The organism is Mycobacterium sp. NGS59, assembly GCF_059812345.1.
Map to the genome: position 1 here is coordinate 50465 of NZ_JCALCN010000009.1, position 19950 is coordinate 70414.

A 19950-nucleotide genomic window follows, 5' to 3' on the forward strand; every position below is an offset into this window, starting at 1 on the left:
TGGTGACCACCACAGCGTCGACCCCACACGCGGTGCAGAGAGAATCACAGTCATGCCGTCCAAGATGGGCCCGCAGGCGTCGGCCGACCTCACCGACCTCGACCGCACCATCCTGGACACCGCCCGCGCCATCTTCGAGACCTACGGGGTGCGCCGGGCCAACATCGAGGACATCGCCGCCCGCGCGGGCGTCAGCCGCAGCACCATCTACCGCCGCTTCCCCAGCAAGGACGCCCTTTTCGAGGCGGTAGTGCGACGCGAGGGCAAGCTTTTCTTCACCACTCTGGACCACGCCACCAGCGGCCGGAACCCGCAGGAGGCGGTCATCGAGGCGTTCGCCCTCGGCGTCCGACTCATCCAGGATTCCCCGCTGTATTCGCGCATCGCCGAGAGCGAACCCGAGTTGTTCGGGATGTTCTCCCGCTCGCAGGTCTTTCCGATCAACCAGTTCGCCGACGGGATCGCCCACACCCTGCGCCGGTGCGGCGCCGACATGCCCGAGGCAGACCTGGCCAACATCGCCGACATCCTGCTGCGGGTGGCCGTCGGCATCATCGTGTTCCCCACCGATCGCCTCGACACCTCGGACCCCCAGGCCGTCCGCCACTATGCGGCGCACTACCTGGTCCCGATCATTGACAGCAAGTCCCCAGGTCACGCTTGTAGCGTGGTCAGGGCCGATGAATGACAAGCAAGCCAGTGCAGGATTGTTGTCTCCGCACGTGTTACGCGACTACGCGTTGCTCGCCGACGGAGAGCGGGGAGTCGTCGTCGGACCGCGTGGTGACTATTGCTGGATGTGCCTGCCGCGCTGGGACAGTCCGGCGGTCTTCAGCTCGCTGCTAGGTGGGCGCGGTGCCTACGTCGTGTGCCCGGCCGACACCGGGTTCGTGTGGGGTGGCCACTATGAGAAGCGATCGCTGATCTGGCGGTCGCGGTGGGTGACCACCGACGGCATTGTCGAATGCCGAGAAGCGTTGGCGTATCCCGGTGATCGGCACCAGGCGGTATTGTTGCGCCGCGTATCCGCGCTCGATCGTCCGGTGCAAGTGCGGATCGTGCTGGACTTACGTGCCGACTTCGGCGCCGAGCCGATGCGCGATCTGAGCCGCACGGAAGGGATTTGGACCGGCCGTTGCGGACCACACCGGTTCCGCTGGACCGGTGCGCACGACGCGCAACGCTGCGCAGACGGTTTGCTCGAGCTGATCGTGCAGGTGCTGCCGGGACAGGACCGCGACCTGGTCCTGGAATGCTCGGACCGGGAATTGAGATCCGGCCCGGTGCGGCCCGACGACGCCTGGCGGCAGACCGAAAGTGCTTGGCACGACGCGGTTCCCGATGTCTCGGGCACCCTGGCCGATGTCGTGCCGAACTCGCCTACGCGGTGCTGCGCGGCCTGACCAACAGCGGGGGCGGCATGGTTGCGGCGGCGACGATGTCGCTGCCGGAGCGCGCCGAACAGGGCCGCAACTACGACTACCGGTACTGCTGGATCCGCGACCAGTGTTACGCCGGACAGGCGATCGCCGGTGCCGGTGGCTACCCGTTGCTCGACGATGCTGTCCGGTTCGTCAGCGAGCGCGTGCTGGCCGACGGACCCCGACTCCAGCCGGCCTACTCGGTGGACGGCAGCGCGCTGCCGCGGGAACGGGATCTCGATCTGCCCGGTTATCCCGGTGCCGTGGTCAAGAGCGGCAACTGGGTGACCGACCAGTTCCAGCTCGACGCCTGCGGTGAGGCGCTGCTCCTGCTGGCCGCGGCGGCACGCCTCGACCGCCTCGACAGCGATCACTGGCGCGCGGCGCAGACATTGGCGCAGACCATCGAGGACCGGTGGCGCGAGCCCGACGCCGGCATCTGGGAGTTGGCCGACAAGCATTGGGCGCATTCGCGATTGACGTGCGCGGCGGGATTACGGCACATCAGTGAGGTGGCACCGGCACCGCAGGGTTCGCAATGGCGGCAACTGGCCGACCAACTGATCTCGAGCACCGACTCGGACTGTTTGCATCCAACGCGCAGATGGCAACGGGCACCGGATGATTCGCGGATCGACGCCGCACTGCTCATCCCGGCGATCCGGGGCGCGGTGCCGTCCGATGATCCACGGACGGTGAAGACCATCGAAGCTGTGCGTGCCGAGTTGGGAAGACACGGATTCGTCTATCGCTTCCAACCGGACGAGCGGCCGTTGGGCGAGGCGGAAGGAGCATTCCTGTTGTGCGGCTTCCTGATGGCGTTGGCCGATCACCAACAGGGCAACACCGTCCTGGCGGTGCGGTGGTTCGAACGCAACCGGACCGCCTGCGGCTCACCGGGCCTGTTCGCCGAGGAATTCGACGTCACGCAGCGCCAACTGCGGGGTAACCTGCCGCAGGCGTTCGTCCACGCGCTGTTGTTCGAGACGGCGCACCGGCTCGCCGACGGCGATGGCGGGCCGATCGGCAGCGGGACCGGTCGCCGGTGACCCGCGGCGCGTTTGCCACCACCTCCCGCGGGTATCTCCCACTGGTGGTCGGTTTAGTCGGACGGCTATGGCTCAAAGTCTGGCACGGCATCCTGTCGTCTCGACTGCTCACGTTCGACGGGTGGATCGCTTTCGATCTGCCCCGGACGGTGACCGCGATCGGTGAAGTCCTGTTGCTCGGCCTGGTTGCCGTCCACGTCTATGTCCTCACCACTGGGCCGAGTTTGCCCGGTTATTTCATCGGCTACGCGGTGGCACTGATCGCCGGTTGCCTGCTTGCCGCGACGGCGCTGGTGGCGACGGTCAACGATGCTGTGCCGCAACGGGGTTGGTATCTCGGTAGCTTCGTCTGCGTGGTCTTCCTCGGAATTTACCTGGGCAGCAGGCTGATCGGCTTACCCGGCCTTGAAGCGTTGACCGGTCGGTGGGATGTGGCGCCCGGAACGTTGGCGATGGCGCTGGCCGCTGGCTTCGTCGCCGTGCACGTCACGGTTCTTTCCGGGGTGAACGTGGCTTATCCACGCCGGCAAGGCTGGCAAGACTGAACGGATCCTTCTGCGATGACAACTCTGGATTACCCGGCGTGGCTGCGCATCGAGCACTGGCTCAACGTGCTGTTCGTGACGTTGATCATCCGCAGCGGCATCGAAATCCTCGCCACCCACCCCAAGCTGTATTGGCACGACGACAGCAGACCGGGCACCGAATGGGCGCGGTTCACCCGCAAGGTGATGCCGCGCGACCGGTTGTACGACACCCTCGACGAAGAGGAGACCTACCACCCGATTGTCGCCTTACCCGGCCACGCACAACTCGGCATGGGCCGCCACTGGCACTTCTTTGCGGTGATCGGCTGGATTCTGCTGGGCCTGTCCTACTACGTGCTGTTGTTCGCCACCGGCCAATGGCACCGGTACTGGCCGGCTTCCTGGTCGATCTTCTCGACCGCCTGGGACGACGTCGTCACCTATTTGAGTTTCAACTTGCCGCCGCTGCTGCCCGGCGAACCGATGGACGCCATGCAGAAATTGACCTACGCCGGCGTCGTCTTCGTGCTCGCGCCGTTCCAGATCCTCACCGGCGCTGCGCAATCCCCCGCGATCGCAGCACGATTCCCGTGGTACGTCCGGATGTGGGGCGGTCGCCAGTGGGCGCGCAGCCTGCACTTCCTGGGTTTGCTCGCCTTCCTGATATTCATCGTGATCCATCTTTCAATGGTCTTCTTCTGGGGCTGGGGTTCGCTGACCGCCTCGATGATCTTCGGCTCGGTGCGCAACACCACGCTGGCCACGGTGCTGTCGCTGGTGATCATCGCGGCAATCGTCGCCGTCCATGCCGCAGCAACGATCTGGAGCCTGCGCAGACCCCGGTCGGTCCAGCGGGTGCTGGGCGCGGTGGTCAACCTCGCACGCCGGGTTCTGCTGCGTCCGCTGGATTCTCGGCAGGACTATCCTGCGGAGAAAATCTCCGAGTCCCATCGGGTCAACGGAAAGCCCCCGGCCAGCACCGAATACAAGGTGATGGCGGTGCACAACTTCGTCGATTGGCGATTGCGCGTCGGCGGTCTGGTGGAAAACCCGGTGACCCTGGATCTGGCGGCGCTGCGCGCCCTCGCCGGCCGGCAATCACAGCGAGTCATGCATCACTGTGTGCAGGGCTGGACCAGCATCGGCGAGTGGAGCGGGATTCCGCTGGCAGAGCTCGCGGACTTGGTGCGACCGCTGCCGCAGGCCAGGTACGTCTGTTTCCTGACGATGCAGGACAACGACCGCGACGAGCCCGCCTCGCACGGCGGCGGACAGTTCTACGAGGTGATCGACCTCGAACTCGTCTACAAGCCCCAGACGTTGCTTGCCTACGAGATGAACGGTCAGCCCTTGCCGATTCAACACGGCGCACCGCTGCGGCTCCGGGTGGAAACCCAAGTCGGTTTCAAGATGGCCAAGTGGATCAGCCAGATCGAGTTCATCAACGACTATGCCGGTATCGGCAAGGGCACCGGTGGGTGGCGGGAAGACAACGTCTACTACGACAAGAACGTGGAGATCTGAACATGGCCGAGGTACCGGTCCGGCCCGAGCTGTTCGACTTGAACGACGCTTCCCGACAACGGGTTTCCGAACAGATCGCGGCCAAAGGCGGCTACTGCGACGGCTGCGGCGCGACCGGCTTTCAGATCGGAGATGCCCTGTACCTGGGCTACCTGTTCCTCAACGAGGACTTGGATGCCTACATGATCGCGCTGACCTGCCGCAATCCCGAGTGCCCCAAGCCGCGCAGCGGCATCGTGCTGCACCGTGACGAGTTCTTGGCTCCCGACACCGAACCCGCCGCGAGTTAATCTGTGGCCGAACAGAGTTCGGGCTCGACAAGCTCGAAGCGCCCGATCAATGCTGCCAGCGCGCGTAGTTCGTCACACAACGACCGGAATTCCCGCTCGCCGGTCTCGTCGAGTTGATTCAACGAATTGAAGTGCACCAGGCGGGGAAGGCGTCCGGCCAATGCGGTGCCCCACCTGATGCTGAAGTCGTAGATCTCGCCCTCGCTCACCGTATCTCGTTGTCCCAGCTGCTTGAGCGCCTCGATTTGTTCGCGGAGGAACTCGAGGTCGTCATCGATATTCACCGACACTCAGCCCCCTTCACAGGCGCGGTTTCGCCACGCTGATCACATATTTGGCGCCCTGCAGGGTGAGGTACACCCGGTGCGGGCCCACCGCCAGGCCCGATACCGGCGCGGATTGCACCGGACCGGCTGGCAGGCCGGCACGATAGTCGGCGACATGAACTATCGGTATCGTCTGGCGCGGGTACCCGATGATGCTGGCCGTCTCCAGCACCACCAGCTGACGATCGGTTGCGGCGTAGATGCGGGTCTCGTCAGTGCCGAGCGCAAGCACCGGCGACGGCAGCCTGGTTTGGGCCAGCACCTCCAATCCCGTTCCGCCACGGCGGGAATCGACCGCATACAGCACCGGGTCGTCGTGGCTTGCCACGTAGCTGCGCGTCACCTTCGTCCCGTCTCCGGCCGACACCGCGACGTCCATCGGGATCGAACCGCGTTCCGTGGGCGGCGAAGACGGACCTTTGTAATAGCCGATACCCGACGGGCCGAAGACGTGGTAGTCGATGGAGCGTCCGCGGTTGGCCCCGTCGATCGCGTCCGCGGGAGCACCGAGCTTGGCGGAGGCCAACTTCCGATGTCCGTACTCCTCGACGGGCGTCACCGAAGATCCGTCGGCTGACAGCGCGAGCAGCACCCGCAGGCCCGCGTCTTCGGACAGATACGCCGGCGCCGGTCCGGCGTCGACGTAGTCGATCGGCTGCAAGCTCGCCAGGTCGACCACCGCAACCCGGCCGCGCTGCGGTTGCGGTAGGAAAACCCGTCCTTCGTCCCGGCGACTGATTTGCAGGTTGCGCCCGGTGGCCAGCGGAGGCGAAAGCCGCGTCCGGGTCTTGGCAGGGTCGGCGGGATCGGTTACTTCGGCGAGTCGCTGATCGTCGGTGAGGGCAACCAGGGTGTTCATGCGGTATGACCACACGGGTGCGTGCAGCGCCGCATCGACCCGGCTTGCCACCGTCTCGGGGGTGGCTTCGAGGGTGTGTCCCGGCGCCGCACAGCCCGCGACCAGGATGGTGGCTACCGCGGCTACGGCACACCAGCAAGCCGACCGGCGCCGGCGGTCGTCGCGGTGCGGCTCCGCGCTTGTCACGTTCGCTGCTCGGTCAGCTTCTCGCGGGCCGCAGTGAACGCCCGGGTGCCCCGCAGCAGGGCTGCGCGGTCGTCGTCGTTCATCTGTCCCACAACGGTTTTCAATGCATTCTTGCGCAACGTGAGCAATTCCCGCAGCACCGTGCGCCCGCTCGGGGTGAGCTCGAGCAAGGTGGCACGGCGGTTCGTCGGTGAGACGCGCCGGGTGATCCAACCGGCCTCGGCGAGGCGGTCGCTGAGCCGGCTCGCGGTCGACGGCAGCAGGTTCAGATCGTCACCGAGTTCGGTGACCAGGCTCGGGCCCAGGCGCTCCAGCGACTGCAGTGCGTGCAGCGCGCCCAGGCTTATCTTCTTCTCCATCTCTTCGAGCACCCCGACATTGATGTCGAGAAATCCGCGGGTCGCCGCTTCCAGCTCGGCGGCAAAGTCATCGAACGCCCCCGCGGTCGCGTCGGAGCGACTCTTGTTCCGCGCTGAGACCATCCCGCTCCCTTCGTACCCGCACAATACATCCCCGACTCATATATTGCACTGAGATTATCCTGTGTATTGCATGTCGTGCGCGACGCATGAACTAGGCGTATTGTCCGGAGGGGAAGTTCGATCACGCCGAAAGGAGACTTGATGACGACGTCGCGCACTGTCGTGGTCACGGGAGCGAGCGCCGGAATCGGCCGGGCCGCAGCACGATTGTTCGGCGCACGGGGCGACAAGGTCGCTCTGCTCGCCCGCGGTTCAGCCGGGCTGGAGGCCGCCGCCAAAGAGATCGAGAACTCCGGCGGGCAAGCCTTGGCACTCCCCACCGACGTTGCCGACCACCGGGCGGTCGAGGCCGCGGCGGACGAAGCCGAACGCTCCTTCGGTCCGATCGACGTGTGGGTGAACGTCGCGTTCACTTCGGTGTTCGCCCCGTTCCACCGGATCAGCGCCGAGGAGTTCCGACGCGTCACCGAGGTCAGTTACCTCGGATTCGTGCATGGCACCATGACCGCACTGGCGCGCATGCGTCCGCGCGACGCCGGCACCATCGTGCAGGTGGGGTCGGCCCTGGGCGCCCGCGCGATTCCGCTGCAGTCGGCGTACTGCGGCGCCAAGCACGCAATCAACGGATTCACCGAGTCGGTGCGCACCGAACTCATGCACGAGGGCAGCAACGTCCACATCACCGTGGTACAGATGCCCGCGGTCAACACACCGCAGTTCTCCTGGGTGTTGTCCCGGCTACCGCGTCATCCCCAGCCGGTCCCACCGATCTATCAGCCCGAAATCGCCGGGCGCGCGGTGGTATTCGCAGCCGAACACCCCCGGCGCAAGCAGTACTGGGTCGGCGCGAGCACGGCGGCCACGATCATGGGCCAGCGGGTGATGCCCGCGCTACTGGATCGGTACCTTGCCAGGACCGGCTACTCCTCGCAGCAGACGGCGGAGCCTGCCAGCCCCGACCGTCCGCACAACCTGTGGGAGCCGCGCGACGAGGAAGCCGGCAGCGACCACGGCGCACACGGCGTCTTCGACGACCGCGCGGTCGGCCGCGCACCCCAACTCTGGTTCTCCGAACACAGCCGGACACTGACGGGGGTGGGCGCGGCGGCCGTCGCCGCCACCGCGGTCGCCGCGCTGCGGTGGCGCCGGTGAGCGGGCGGATCCGATGACCGCACCGTTGCGATACAACGAGGTACTCCGAAGTGCTTGGGGCGCCGCGCTTCTGGTTGCCCCGGAATTCGTGTTGGGCTGGATTCACCGGGTGCGAGTCGACCGGAAGGCCGTCGTCGTCGCCCGAATCCTGGGCGCACGTCATCTGCTTCAGGCCGCCATCTCAGGCATCCGTCCCAGCCCCGAACTCGTCGCCGCCGGTACCTGGGTGGACTCGGTTCATTCGCTGACCGCGTTGGGTCTGGCCGCTGCCGACCGGTACCGGGCGCGGGCCGCACTCACCGACGCCGCCGTGGCCGCGGCGTGGGCGGCCTTCGGCGCACACGATCTGGCGACCGACACATCGCCACCGGTCCGACAGCGTGGTCGTGACCGGCTCGCGGCAGCGATCCTGCCGCGGTTGCCCGGCGGGCGCCGGCTATCGGCCTGTGCCCGCCCGGCGGCCAGTGCTGTCGGTCGACCCCAATCCCTTGATATTCCGGCTAGCAGGAGAGTGATGAACAGTGTCTGAAACCGTTGGCGATGTGTTGTTGTCCCGACTCCGGGAGTGGGATGTTAAACAGGTATTCGGCTTTCCCGGAGACGGCATCAACGGTCTGCTCGCGGCGTGGCAACGGGCTGGGGACAAACCTCAGTTCGTGCAGGCCCGTCACGAGGAGATGGCCGCGTTCCAGGCGGTCGGGTTCGCCAAGTTCTCCGGTGGCTTCGGAGTATGCGTGGCCACCAGCGGCCCCGGTGCCGTGCACCTGCTCAACGGGCTCTACGACGCCAAGCTCGACCACGTACCGGTGGTCGCCATCGTCGGGCAGACCGAGCGTTCGGCGATGGGCGGTTCCTATCAGCAGGAGATCGATCTGATCAGCCTGTTCAAGGATGTGTGCCATGAGTACGTCCAAATGTGCACAGTGCCACAGCAATTGCCGAACCTGATCGACCGGGCCATCCGGATCGCGTTGAGCGAAGGCTGCCCGACCTGCATCATCGTCCCGTCCGACGTCTTCGAACTGAAATATGAACCGCCCGGGCACGCGTTCAAGCAGGTTCCGTCCAGCCTCGGAATCAGCCCGGCGCGGGTCGCGGCAGACGACTCTGCGGTCCGTGCGGCGGCTGATCTGCTCAACGCCGGTGAGCGGGTGGCGGTGCTGGTCGGTCAGGGGGCACGCGGATGCGTCGAGGAGTTGACCGAGGTTGCCGACCTGCTCGGCGCCGGTGCCGCAAAGGCGTTGCTGGGCAAGGACGTATTGCCCGATGACCTGCCCTGGGTGACGGGATCGATCGGGCTGCTCGGGACGACGGCCAGCTGGCATCTGATGATGGGTTGCGACACGCTGCTCACCGTCGGGTCCAACTTCCCCTACACCCAGTTCCTGCCGAAACTCGACCAGGCCCGGGCGGTCCAGATAGATCGGTCCGGCAAGTGGATCGGCATGCGTTACCCGTATGAACTCAACGTGGTCGGCGACGCCAAAGCCACACTGCAGGCACTGATTCCGCTACTGCAACGCAAGTCTGACCGCAGCTGGCGGGAGAAGATCGAGAAGTACGTCGACAAGTGGTGGAACACCGCGCAGCGCCGCGCGATGACCGACGCCGACCCGCTCAACCCGATGCGGATCTTCTACGAACTGTCGACGCGGATGCCGTCCAACGCCATCATCGCGGCTGACTCCGGGTCGGCGGCGAACTGGTATGCGCGCCACCTGAAGTTCACTGCGGGAGTGCGGGGATCGCTGTCGGGCACGTTGGCCACCATGGGCCCTGGGGTGCCGTACGTGATCGGCGCCAAGTGGGCACATCCCGACCGCCCCAGCATCGCCTTCGTCGGTGACGGTGCGATGCAGATGAACGGCATGGCCGAGCTGATCACCATCGCGAAGTACTGGCGGCAGTGGACCGATCCGAGGCTGATCATCGCGGTCCTGCACAACAACGATCTCAACCAGGTCACCTGGGAGATGCGCGCGATGGAGAACTCGCCGAAATTCGAAGCGTCGCAATCACTTCCGGATGTGGACTACGCCGGGTTTGCGCGCAGCCTGAGTCTGCACGGCGAAAACATCGACCAGGCCGGGCAATTGGGCCCGGCGTGGGAGCGTGCGCTGGCCGCCGACCGGCCGACGGTGCTGGATGTGCGCTGTGATCCCGACGTTCCACCCATCCCCCCGCACGCCACTTTCGAGCAGGCCAAGTCGCTGGCCAAGTCGGTGCTCGGTGGCGACGAGGACGCCGCCGGATTCATCAAACAGGGGGTCAAGCAGAAGGTGCAGCAATATCTGCCGGGCGAGAAGGAGGACCGATCATGAAGTTGATCGACGAAGCAGTGCACGACATTCGGACCGGCCGGTTCGAACGCACGCTTTCGGCATTGACTGCGGCGGGTGCGGCCGTCACCGCGGGCGAGATCTACCTGTCCCATGACGGCGCCAGCTTCGGCAACAAGATGATGTGGTGGCCGGTCGTGGTGCTGCCCACCGCGATACCAGCCGGAGTGGCGGGGTTCTTCTCCCGGCGGGCGGCCAAAACCGTGCTGCCGGCGGCCAGCGCGGCGATCGTGGTGAACGGGGTGCAGGGCACGTATCTGCACTGGCGCGGAATCGTGCAGCGGCCCGGCGGCTTCACGAAATACAACATGGAGTCCGGCCCGCCGGCCTTCGCGCCGCTGCTGGCCTCCCTGGTCGGTGCGATGGGTCTGCTGGCAGCGGTGCTGCGGCGGGAGGACCTGCCGGGCCCGCTATCGGACAAGGGGAACCGCTGATGCCGTTCCGTCCTCCCACCCAGCACGCGATCACCCCGCAGGGCCGAGGCCGGTTCCCCGGCTTCGACGTGCTCGATCAGGCGCACGTGTGGGATGACGTGACGGCCGGTGTGGTGTTGGCGCGCCTGGCGCTGCCGAACATGTTGGCGTTCTTCACCACTCACGAAGTCGGGATCGCTACACCGATGCTGGATCGGCTGCTTGCTCAGGACCGCGACCCGCGGGTGCCGGTGGTTTCACTGATCGACACCCGGCTGGCCACGGCGGAGACCGACGGTTGGCACTACGACGACATGCCCGAAGACGGCCAGGCCTGGCGCGACACACTGGCGCACCTCGACCAGGACGCGCACACGCGGCACGGCGTCGGGTACGCCGAACTCGGCGAGCCTGACCAGGCGCGGCTGCTGCAGGATGTGCAAGATCTGGCCGAGAGCGGCGAATCCTGGCACGGTTTCGCCGCCAACCACGTCTGGAGCCTGTGGACGCGATACGCCACCACCGCGTTCTATTCGCATCCGTGGGCGTGGAACGAGATCGGTTTCAGCGGACCGGCTTACCCGCGCGGTTATCTCAATCCAGGAATCAACACCCGGGAGAAATGGGAGGTCGCCGATCACGACGAGTCCGACCCGGCGCCGTTCGCCGAACGGGTGGAGCGCGCCCGCAAGGCCGACGACGACCTGTCCGGCCGGAGTCCGGCGTGAGTGACTACCGCGCCGTCCGGGCGCGCAACGAATCCGCCTGGCTCATCCCCAATGACGGTTCGCGAACCAATCACCGGCTGCGCGCCGATATGCGCCGATACCCCGAGGACGACGAGGTCGACGTCGTCATCGTGGGGGCCGGCGCCGGGGGCGGCACACTGGCGCAGCGACTGGCCCGGGCGGGCTGGAGCACCGTGGTGCTGGACGCCGGCCCGTTCTGGGATCCGGACACCGACTGGGTAAGCGACGAGCGCGGCTCGCATGTGCTGTTCTGGTCCGAACCCCGCCAGATCGGCGGCGAGGATCCGGTTCCGTTGGGCTCCAACAACTCCGGGCGCGGGGTCGGTGGATCGATGGTGCACTTCGCCGGCTACACGCCGCGCTTCCACCCCTCGGATTTCCACACCTACAGCGCCGACGGGGTGGGCGCTGACTGGCCCATCGACTACGCCACGTTGCGTCCCTACTACGAACAGATCGAAGCCGAATTGCCGGTCGCCGGGCAGGATTGGCCGTGGGGCGACCCGCACACCTATCCGCACCGGCCGCACCCGGTCAGCGGCAACGGCGGGGTGTTTCGCAAAGGCGCCGCCGCACTGGGTATCCCGACGCGGGTGGGTCCGGTGGCGATCCCCAACGGCCGCTTCGGGAACCGGCCGCACTGCATCTATCGCGGATTCTGCTTGCAGGGCTGCAAAGTCAACGCCAAGGCCAGCCCGCTGATCACTCACATTCCCGACGCGCTGGCCCACGGCGCCGAGATCCGGCCCGACTGCCATGTGTCGCGGATACTCGTCGACGACCGCACCGGTCGCGCCACCGGCGTCGAGTACTTCCACGCCGGCGTGGTGCGCCGGCAACGGGCCGCTGCCGTCGTCGTCGCCGGCTATTCGATAGAAACGCCACGGCTGCTGCTTCTTTCGGCCACCAACCGCTACCCGCAGGGGCTGGGCAACGAACACGATCAGCTCGGCCGCTACCTGATGGTGCAGGGTGCGCCTCAGGTCGCCGGGCGCTTCGACGACGAGATACGCATGTACAAGGCGCCACCGCCCGAGGTCAGCACCGAGGAGTTCTACGAGACCGATCCGAGCAAACCGTACCACCGGGGCTGGGCCATTCAAACCGTCAGCCCGTTGCCGATTACCTGGTCCGAACATGTTGCCGCCCAAGGGCACTGGGGTACCACCTTGCGCGAATACATGCGCGACTACATCCACTGGGCCACCCTGGGCGCGCTGTGCGAACTGCTGCCCCAGGCCGGCAACCGGGTCACGCTGGCCGACGAAACCGACCGCCACGGCCTTCCGGTGGCGCACTTCGCCTACTCCCAGTGCGACAACGACAGACAACTCATCAAGGCCGCCACCTCGGTCATGGAAGACATCCTGCGCGCAGCGGGTGCACAGGAAGTCATCACCATCGAGCGCTACGCCCACCTCGTGGGTGGTGCCCGGATGGCCGCCCGCGCCGAGCAGGGGGTGGTGGATGGGCAGCATCGCGTGTTCGGCGTCGATCGCCTCTATGTGGTCGACGGCAGCACCATGCCCACACAGGGCTCCGCGAACCCGGCGCTGACCGTCATGGCGCTGGCCGCGCGTGCCGCCGACCTGATGTCCGAGCACGCCCGAGGCCGGGCGGACCGGTGGGAGAGGTCGCTCGCGTGATCCGGATCGACGGCATCGACGTCGCCGTTTACACCGTGGACACCCCGGTGCCCGAGGCTGACGGAACGTTCGAGTGGGACGCCACCACCGCCGTCGTCGTGCACGTACATGCCGGCCAGACCTCGGGACTGGGCTGGACGTACGGTTCGGCGGCCGGGGCCGCCGTCATCTCCGAACAGCTGTCGAAGGTGGTGACCGGCGGCAATCCCGACGACATCACCGGCGCCTGGGAGGCGATGCGGCGCAGTTGCCGCAATTTCGGCACCCGTGGTCTGGTCATGCAGGCCATCAGCGCCGTCGATGTGGCGCTGTGGGATCTGAAGGCGAGACTGCGCGACGAGCCACTGACCGCGCTGCTGGGCCAGGCCCGCTGCGCGATCCCGATCTACGGCTCGGGAGGTTTCACCACACTCGACGAAGCTCAACTCGCCGAACAGGTGCAGGACTGGCGTTTGGCCGGATGCACCGCGATGAAGATCAAGATCGGACAGGGCTGGGGATCCGCCGTCACTCGCGACCTGGAACGGGTACGGCAGCTGCGCGACCTGGCCGGCAGCGGAGTGGCGCTGATGGTCGACGCCAACGGCGGCTACACCGTCGGTCAGGCGCGCCGGGTCGGGGCTGCCCTCGACGATCTCGGCGTGGTCTGGTTCGAGGAACCGGTGAGCAGCGACGACACCGCCGGTCTCGACGTCCTGCGCCACGTCTTGTGCTGCGACGTCGCGGCCGGCGAATACGTGTCTGATCTCTTCGAAGCCCGTCGTCTCGCGCCCGTGGTGGACTGCCTGCAACTCGACGCCACCCGCTGCGGCGGCTACACCGGTTGGATGGCCGCCGCAGCCGTCGCCGCGTCGTACAACCTGCAAGTCTCCGGGCATTGCGCTCCGGCGTTGCACACCCCGGTGGCAGCGGCCGTCGCCAACCTGCGCCACCTCGAATACTTCGTCGACCATGTGCGGCTGGAACAACTGCTGTTCGACGGGGTGCCCGCCGCGGCCGACGGCGCCCTGATCGCCAACACCGCCGGCCCCGGTCACGGACTGACGCTTGCCGACGCCGCCGGCCGGTATCGTGTCGGGCGCTGACATCGGGCCTGGTACCGGTCATTAGCCTGTAGCCGTGGCGCAGGTTCCCCGCACTCGCTATGCCAGCTGCAGCGAGGGCGACATCGCCTACCAGGTGTTCGGTGACGGACCGATCGACCTGCTGGTCCTGCCTGGGCCGTCCATCCCGATCGACACGGTCGACTCCGAACCGTCGATGTACCGCTTTCACCGGCGACTGGCCTCGTTCGCCCGGGTGATCCGCTACGACCAGCGCGGCATCGGGCTGTCGTCCCGGTTGTCGTCGCTGGACACGATCGGACCGAAGCACTGGGCCCACGATGCGATCGCCGTCATGAACGCCGTCGGTTGCGAGCGCGCGACGATCCTGGCCCCGGGGTTCACCTCGATGACGGGACTGGTTCTGGCCGCCGACTATCCCGAGCGGGTGAGCAGCCTGGTGTGCATCAACGGCGCCGCGCGCACGCTGCGCGGCCAGGATTACCCGATCGGTGCCGAGCTGGAAGCCAGCGATCCGTTCACCACGATCGCGATCGAACCGGACGCCGTGGAGCGCGGTTTCGACATCCTGCGCATCATCGCGCCGAGCGTCGCCGACGACGCCGCGTTCCGGGCGTGGTGGGACATGGCCGGTAACCGCGCCGCGTCCCCCAGCATGGCCCGGGCCATCATCGAAGCAGTGCGGCACTCCGACGTGCGCGACACCCTGTCGCGGATCACCGCACCGACGCTGATCCTGCACCGCGACAACCGCAGCTTCTCCCCGGTCCAGCACGGGCACTACCTCGCCGAGCACATCACCGGAGCGCGCCTCGTCGAACTACCCGGCAACGACACGCTGTACTGGGTCGGCGACATGGCGCCGATGCTCGACGAGATCGAGGAGTTCGTCACCGGGGTGCGGCGCGGCGGGGACGCCGAACGGGTGCTGACCACGATCGTGTTCACCGACATCGTCGGCTCGACCGAACGCGCGGCCCTGCTCGGTGACAACCGCTGGCGCGACCTGCTGGACAACCACGACACCATCGTCCGGCACGAGATCCAGCGGTTCGGCGGTCGGGAAGTCAACACCGCCGGAGACGGATTCGTCGCGACCTTCACCAGTCCGAGCGCCTCGCTCGCGTGCTGCGACGCCCTCGTGGACGCCGTCCGCGTGCTGGGCATCGAGATTCGGGTCGGCATTCACGCCGGCGAGGTCGAGGTGCGGGGCTCCGACGTCGCCGGTATGGCGGTGCACATCGCGGCCCGGGTCGCCGGGCTGGCCGGCCCCAGCGAGGTGCTGGTCTCCTCGACGGTGCGTGACATCGTGACCGGCTCGCGGCACCGCTTCACCGAGCACAGCGAACGTGCGCTCAAGGGGGTTCCCGGCCAGTGGCGGCTGTGCGCGCTCACCCGTGAGCACGCGCCGGTCACGTCCTGACTGCGCTTGTACGCTGGCGTGGATGGCGACTCCCGTTGTGCAGGACTCTGCGCGGGCGCGTCGGGTCCGGCTCGACGTGTCCGGCATGTCCTGTGCGGCGTGCGCCGCCCGGGTCGAGACCAAGCTCAACAAGATCCCCGGGGTGCGCGCCTCGGTGAACTTCGCCACCCGCGTCGCCACCGTCGACGCTGTCGACGTCGCGGACGATGACCTCTGTGCGGCGGTGCAGGAAGCCGGTTATCGGGCGGCCCCGCACGACGAATCCGCCGTCCCGGACACAGACGCGGTCGACCCGGACGCCGCCCACGCGCGCGGCCTGCTGCGGCGGCTGCTGATCGCCGCGGTGCTGTTCGTGCCGCTGGCCGACCTGTCCAGCATGTTGGCGATCGTGCCCAGCGCCCGGTTCCCCGGCTGGGGATTCGTGCTGGCCGCGCTGGCGGCACCGATCGTGACCTGGGCGGCGTGGCCGTTCCACTCCGTCGCGCTGCGCAACGCGCGGCACCGGACGGCCTCGATGGAGACGTTGATCTCGGTCGGCATCGTGGCCGCCACGGTGTGGTCGTTGGCGACGGTGTTTCGGCCGACACCGCCGCGGGAAACGCACGGGATCTGGCAGGCGATTCTGCACAGCGACGCGATCTACCTCGAGGTCGCCGCCGGCGTCACGGTGTTCGTGCTGGCGGGACGGTATTTCGAGGCGCGTGCCAAGTCCAAGGCGGGCAGCGCGCTGCGTGCCCTGGCGGCGTTGGGTGCCAAGAACGTCACGGTCCTGCTGCCCGACGGGGCCGAGCTGGTGATCCCCGCCGCGGAACTCAAGAAGCGGCAGCGCTTCGTGACCCGACCGGGACAGACCATCGCCGCGGACGGTGTCGTCGTCGAGGGGACCGCGGCCGTCGACACCAGCGCGATGACCGGGGAAGCCAAACCGGTGCGCGCGTATCCGGAAGCAGCCGTGGTCGGTGGCACCGTCGTCCTCGACGGCCGGCTGATCATCGAGGCGACCGCGGTCGGCGCCGACACCCAGTTCGCCGCGATGGTCCGGCTGGTCGAGGAAGCGCAAGCGGAGAAGGCGGGCGCCCAGCGCCTCGCCGACCGCATTGCAGCGGTGTTCGTCCCGGTGGTGTTCGCGATCGCGCTGGTGGCCGGGGCGGCCTGGCTGGCCGCGGGCGCCGGGCCGGACCGCGCCTTCTCGGTGCTGCTCGGCGTGTTGGTGATCGCGTGTCCCTGCGCGCTGGGTCTGGCGACCCCGACGGCGATGATGGTGGCGTCCGGGCGGGGCGCCCAACTCGGGATCTTCATCAAGGGTCACCGCGCACTGGAGACCGTCCGCGGCGTCGACACGGTGGTGTTCGACAAGACCGGCACCTTGACGGTCGGGCGGCTGACGGTGGGTTCCGTGACGACTGTCGAGGGGTTCGGTCGCGACGACGTGTTGGCGCTGGCATCGGCCGTGGAAGCCGCCTCGGAGCATGCGATCGCGGCGGCGATCGTGGCCGCTTCGCCGAATCCGTTGCCGGTCAAGGATTTCGTCGCGATTCCCGGCTGTGGCGTTTCAGGCATCGTGGACGGTCGCCGGGTCGAAGTGGGTAAGCCGTCCTGGATCACCCGGACGTCACCGTGCGACGACGCGCTGGAGTCCGCGCGGCTGGACGGCGAGTCACGCGGTGGGACAGTCGTTTTCGTCTCGGTCGACGGCACGGTGTGCGCGGCGCTGTCGATTTCGGACACCGTCAAGGACTCAGCGGCCGATGCGGTAGCCGCGTTGCACCGGCGCGGGCTGCACACGGTGTTGCTCACCGGCGACAACAAAGCGGCGGCCGAGTCGATTGCCGCCCGGGTCGGCATCGACACCGTGGTCGCCGAGGTGCTGCCGCAGGGCAAGGTCGACGTGATCGAGCGACTGCGCGAGCAAGGCAAGACCGTCGCGATGGTCGGCGACGGCATCAACGACGGTCCGGCTTTGGCTTGTGCCGATCTGGGATTGGCCATCGGACGGGGTACCGACGTCGCGATCGGCGCGGCCGACATCATTTTGGTGCGCGACGATCTCGGCATCGTTCCGCAGTCGCTGGACCTGGCGCGCGCCACGTTGCGGACCATCCGGTTGAACATGATCTGGGCGTTCGGCTACAACGTCGCGGCCATCCCGGTGGCTGCCGCCGGCCTGCTCAATCCGCTGATCGCGGGCGCCGCGATGGCGTTCTCGTCGTTCTTCGTCGTGTCAAACAGCCTGCGGCTGCGTAACTTTGGCCGTCAGTATGATTATTCACCATGACTGAACAGACATTCTCGGTCGACGGACTGCACTGCCAGGGTTGCGTACAAACCGTCACCACCGCGCTGACGGCGTTGCGGCCGGTGAGCGCGGTCAGCGTCGATCTGAACTCCGAAGGCACGTCCGCAGTACGCATTTCGACCGATGTCGAGCTCACCCGGGAACAGGTTCAGGCGGCGCTGAGGGGCGAGGGCAACTTCACCGTGCTGGGCTAGCGCCGCGGTTAGCGCCGCATCCGCGCCAACTCGCGCAGCATCGCGTTGTAGGCCGCCAGATCGTCGTCGGCATAGTCGCTGTCGGCGTGGCGGTCGGCGCGATTCGCCACCTTACGGTCCTGCCGGGCCCACTGCGTCACCAGCGCGACGATGACGATGACCACCGGCACTTCGGTGAGGCTCCAAGCGATTCCCCCACCGAGGTGCTGATCGGCCAGTAGGTCGGACAGCCACGGCAGATTCACCGACCGGTAGAACATTTCGCCGACCGGCGACGTCATCGTCATCAACGCGATCCCGAAGAACGCGTGGAACGGCATGACCGCGAACAGCAAACCGATGCGCCCCGGGTAGGGCAGTCGGCGCGGTCCGGGATCGATGCCGATGATCGCCCAGTAGAAGAGATAGCCGACCAACAGGAAATGGACCGCCATGAACTCGTGGCCCCAGTGGTAACGGACCAGTGTGTCGAACAGCGGCGTGAAGTAGACGACGTAGGGCGAGCCCACGAAAAGCAGGAAGGCCACGACGGGGTGGGAGAAGAACTTCGTCACTCGGGAGTGCAACAACCAGGTCAGCCATTCCCGCGGCCCCGGCGGCCTGCCGTCGCCGGCCGGCCGCAGCACTCGCAGCGCCAGCGTCACCGGGCCGCCCAGCACCAGCAACACCGGGATGAACATGTTCAAGATCATGTGTTCGGCCATGTGGATACTGAACATCGCCGACCCGTACGCCCGCAGCCCCGAACTGCTGGTGAAAACCAAAGCGGCACAACCACTCAGCCACGCCACCAGCCGACCGACCGGCCACGAGTTGCCCTGGCGGCGCAACCCGAGGAAGCCGGCCGTGTACGCGATCGCCAGCACGACACCGGCCGTGCCGATCAGTCCGTCGAAACGCCAGAAGCTCAGCACGCCCAGGACGGACGGCGGCCGCGTCAGTTGGTAACCCAGAAAAACGTCCCAGCCGGTGAAGTCGTGCGTCAGCAACCGGGGCGCGGTCTGTACGGCCATCAGCGAGACCGCTGCCACGACCACCGTCATGACCAGTCCTGAGACCGCGCCGTCGACCACGTGTCGCTGCGACCGCAGGCAGCTTCCCAAGTCCGCCGACCACACCAACGCCACCAGGACGGCGGCCACGAGACCCAGACGGGCGAACTCGGAGTCCAGGACCCAACCGGGGATCAGCAGGTACAGCAGGACCATCCCGTACGCCAGGACCAGCGCGCCGCAGACAACCCGCAGCACCAGCACCCGACGCGTGGGCGGCACGCCGAGCAGCGCCGCCACCGCAGCCAGTCCGGTCAACGCGGCCAGCGCGACCGCGAAGACGATGGCCGCGCTGGTCGCGTAGTCGTGATCGGGACCCTGCCCCGCGTTGCCGGTCACCGCGGTCGCGACGACGGCGAGCACCGTGGGTATCAACAGCACGACGTGACTGAGCCACCGGGTGCTGAAACGCAGGGTGATCGCGACCGGCACCGAGCAGACCAGCACGACGATCCAGGCCCGTGCCGCTTCGGAGAGGCCGACGGCGTCGAGCAGCATGCCCCTGCCCAACAGCACGTCTGGCCGCGCGCCCGTGTCATGCGCGGCCTGCACGACCACCATCAGTGCGGCGGTCACCGGCCACCAGAGTGAAACCCGTTCGGCCACAAGATGAATCCGGAATGCCGCCGGATCCAGCAGCCCGTCCGGTGCTGGCCGCGACGTCATGGCGACCAATAGCAACGCGCCCAGACACAAGGCGCCCAGCATCGACGCGACGAAGTACCCGAGCGGCTCGGCGGCGCTGACGAAGGCGCCGGGGAACCCATTTCCGGCGGCGGCATAGTGCCGCGGCCCCGCGATCAGTCCATAGCCGGCGACTGCGACTGCGACGGTCACGACCACACCGAGCAACAACGCGGTCCGCCCGCGAAACCCTCGCGCGGGCGACGTCGCGGCTGCGCTCAGCTCGTCGGTCTCCACCCCTGCAGCTTACGGCGGCACTTTCGCCGGTTCGTCG

18 protein-coding genes and 1 pseudogene are annotated in these 19950 nt (G+C 67.3%); 15 read left to right on the forward strand and 4 right to left on the reverse strand.

The window, feature by feature from the left end:
• Positions 1-52: 52 nt before the first annotated feature.
• The 5 genes and pseudogenes from AC5Y46_RS12625 to AC5Y46_RS12645 all read left to right on the forward strand — a co-directional run bounded on the left by AC5Y46_RS12625 (position 53) and on the right by AC5Y46_RS12645 (position 4811).
• Positions 53-688 (forward strand): TetR/AcrR family transcriptional regulator, encoded by a 636-nt coding sequence (locus AC5Y46_RS12625; protein ID WP_499991388.1) that lies wholly within the window; start codon positions 53-55, stop codon positions 686-688.
• A pseudogene (locus AC5Y46_RS12630) lies at positions 681-2470 on the forward strand (glycoside hydrolase family 15 protein). The gene AC5Y46_RS12625 and the pseudogene AC5Y46_RS12630 overlap by 8 nt, the downstream one beginning before the upstream one ends.
• 44 nt (positions 2471-2514) lie before the next feature.
• On the forward strand, positions 2515-3015 hold the full coding sequence (locus tag AC5Y46_RS12635; protein ID WP_499991390.1) for an oxidoreductase: 501 nt from the start codon (positions 2515-2517) through the stop codon (positions 3013-3015).
• A 15-nt stretch (positions 3016-3030) separates the two neighbouring features.
• On the forward strand, positions 3031-4521 hold the full coding sequence (locus AC5Y46_RS12640) for a molybdopterin-dependent oxidoreductase (RefSeq protein ID WP_499943856.1): 1491 nt from the start codon (positions 3031-3033) through the stop codon (positions 4519-4521).
• 2 nt (positions 4522-4523) lie between these two features.
• Positions 4524-4811 (forward strand): hypothetical protein, encoded by a 288-nt coding sequence (locus AC5Y46_RS12645; protein WP_499943855.1) that lies wholly within the window; start codon positions 4524-4526, stop codon positions 4809-4811.
• Here the strand turns inward: AC5Y46_RS12645 and AC5Y46_RS12650 are convergent.
• Genes AC5Y46_RS12650 through AC5Y46_RS12660 form a run of 3 tightly spaced genes read right to left on the reverse strand, consistent with a single transcriptional unit; the run spans position 4808 to position 6664 of the window.
• On the reverse strand, positions 4808-5101 hold the full coding sequence (locus AC5Y46_RS12650; protein WP_499991392.1) for a hypothetical protein: 294 nt from the start codon (positions 5099-5101) through the stop codon (positions 4808-4810). The genes AC5Y46_RS12645 and AC5Y46_RS12650 overlap by 4 nt on opposite strands.
• A 10-nt stretch (positions 5102-5111) precedes the next feature.
• Positions 5112-6182, reverse strand: coding sequence for a hypothetical protein (locus tag AC5Y46_RS12655; protein WP_499943853.1), 1071 nt, complete (start codon positions 6180-6182; stop codon positions 5112-5114).
• Entirely contained in the window at positions 6179-6664 is a 486-nt protein-coding gene (locus AC5Y46_RS12660) for a MarR family winged helix-turn-helix transcriptional regulator (protein WP_499943852.1), read from the reverse strand. Before AC5Y46_RS12660 ends, AC5Y46_RS12655 begins: the two co-directional genes overlap by 4 nt.
• 141 nt (positions 6665-6805) lie before the next feature.
• Here AC5Y46_RS12660 and AC5Y46_RS12665 point away from each other — a divergent pair, with 141 nt between their 5' ends.
• From AC5Y46_RS12665 to AC5Y46_RS12710, 10 genes are all read left to right on the forward strand, one after another.
• The gene (locus AC5Y46_RS12665; protein WP_499943851.1) at positions 6806-7816 is read left to right on the forward strand and encodes an SDR family oxidoreductase; all 1011 of its coding nucleotides are present in this window, start codon (positions 6806-6808) and stop codon (positions 7814-7816) included.
• Positions 7817-7829: 13 nt separating this feature from the next.
• A complete protein-coding gene (locus AC5Y46_RS12670; RefSeq protein ID WP_499943850.1) occupies positions 7830-8345 on the forward strand; it encodes a hypothetical protein in 516 nt (171 codons plus the stop codon).
• Positions 8338-10137 carry a thiamine pyrophosphate-requiring protein gene (locus AC5Y46_RS12675; RefSeq protein WP_499943849.1) on the forward strand — a complete coding sequence of 600 codons (1800 nt, stop codon included), beginning with the start codon at positions 8338-8340 and terminating at the stop codon, positions 10135-10137. Before AC5Y46_RS12670 ends, AC5Y46_RS12675 begins: the two co-directional genes overlap by 8 nt.
• A complete protein-coding gene (locus tag AC5Y46_RS12680) occupies positions 10134-10589 on the forward strand; it encodes a hypothetical protein (protein ID WP_499943848.1) in 456 nt (151 codons plus the stop codon). Before AC5Y46_RS12675 ends, AC5Y46_RS12680 begins: the two co-directional genes overlap by 4 nt.
• A complete protein-coding gene (locus AC5Y46_RS12685) occupies positions 10589-11296 on the forward strand; it encodes a gluconate 2-dehydrogenase subunit 3 family protein (protein WP_499991397.1) in 708 nt (235 codons plus the stop codon). The genes AC5Y46_RS12680 and AC5Y46_RS12685 overlap by 1 nt, the downstream gene beginning before the upstream one ends.
• 89 nt (positions 11297-11385) lie before the next feature.
• On the forward strand, positions 11386-12963 hold the full coding sequence (locus AC5Y46_RS12690) for a GMC family oxidoreductase (RefSeq protein ID WP_499991548.1): 1578 nt from the start codon (positions 11386-11388) through the stop codon (positions 12961-12963).
• Positions 12963-14048, forward strand: coding sequence for an enolase C-terminal domain-like protein (locus AC5Y46_RS12695; RefSeq protein ID WP_499991550.1), 1086 nt, complete (start codon positions 12963-12965; stop codon positions 14046-14048). Before AC5Y46_RS12690 ends, AC5Y46_RS12695 begins: the two co-directional genes overlap by 1 nt.
• A 34-nt stretch (positions 14049-14082) precedes the next feature.
• Entirely contained in the window at positions 14083-15450 is a 1368-nt protein-coding gene (gene lipJ, locus AC5Y46_RS12700) for a bifunctional lipase/adenylate cyclase LipJ (protein ID WP_499991399.1), read from the forward strand.
• 22 nt (positions 15451-15472) lie between these two features.
• A complete protein-coding gene (locus AC5Y46_RS12705; RefSeq protein ID WP_499991402.1) occupies positions 15473-17725 on the forward strand; it encodes a heavy metal translocating P-type ATPase in 2253 nt (750 codons plus the stop codon).
• Positions 17722-17940: a heavy-metal-associated domain-containing protein gene (locus AC5Y46_RS12710; RefSeq protein ID WP_499991403.1), complete on the forward strand. Its 219-nt coding sequence runs from the start codon at positions 17722-17724 to the stop codon at positions 17938-17940. The genes AC5Y46_RS12705 and AC5Y46_RS12710 overlap by 4 nt, the downstream gene beginning before the upstream one ends.
• A gap of 8 nt (positions 17941-17948) precedes the next feature.
• On the opposite strand, the gene AC5Y46_RS12715 is transcribed toward AC5Y46_RS12710, so the two are convergent.
• Positions 17949-19913: a cytochrome c oxidase assembly protein gene (locus AC5Y46_RS12715; protein ID WP_499991404.1), complete on the reverse strand. Its 1965-nt coding sequence runs from the start codon at positions 19911-19913 to the stop codon at positions 17949-17951.
• Positions 19914-19950 lie beyond the last annotated feature (37 nt).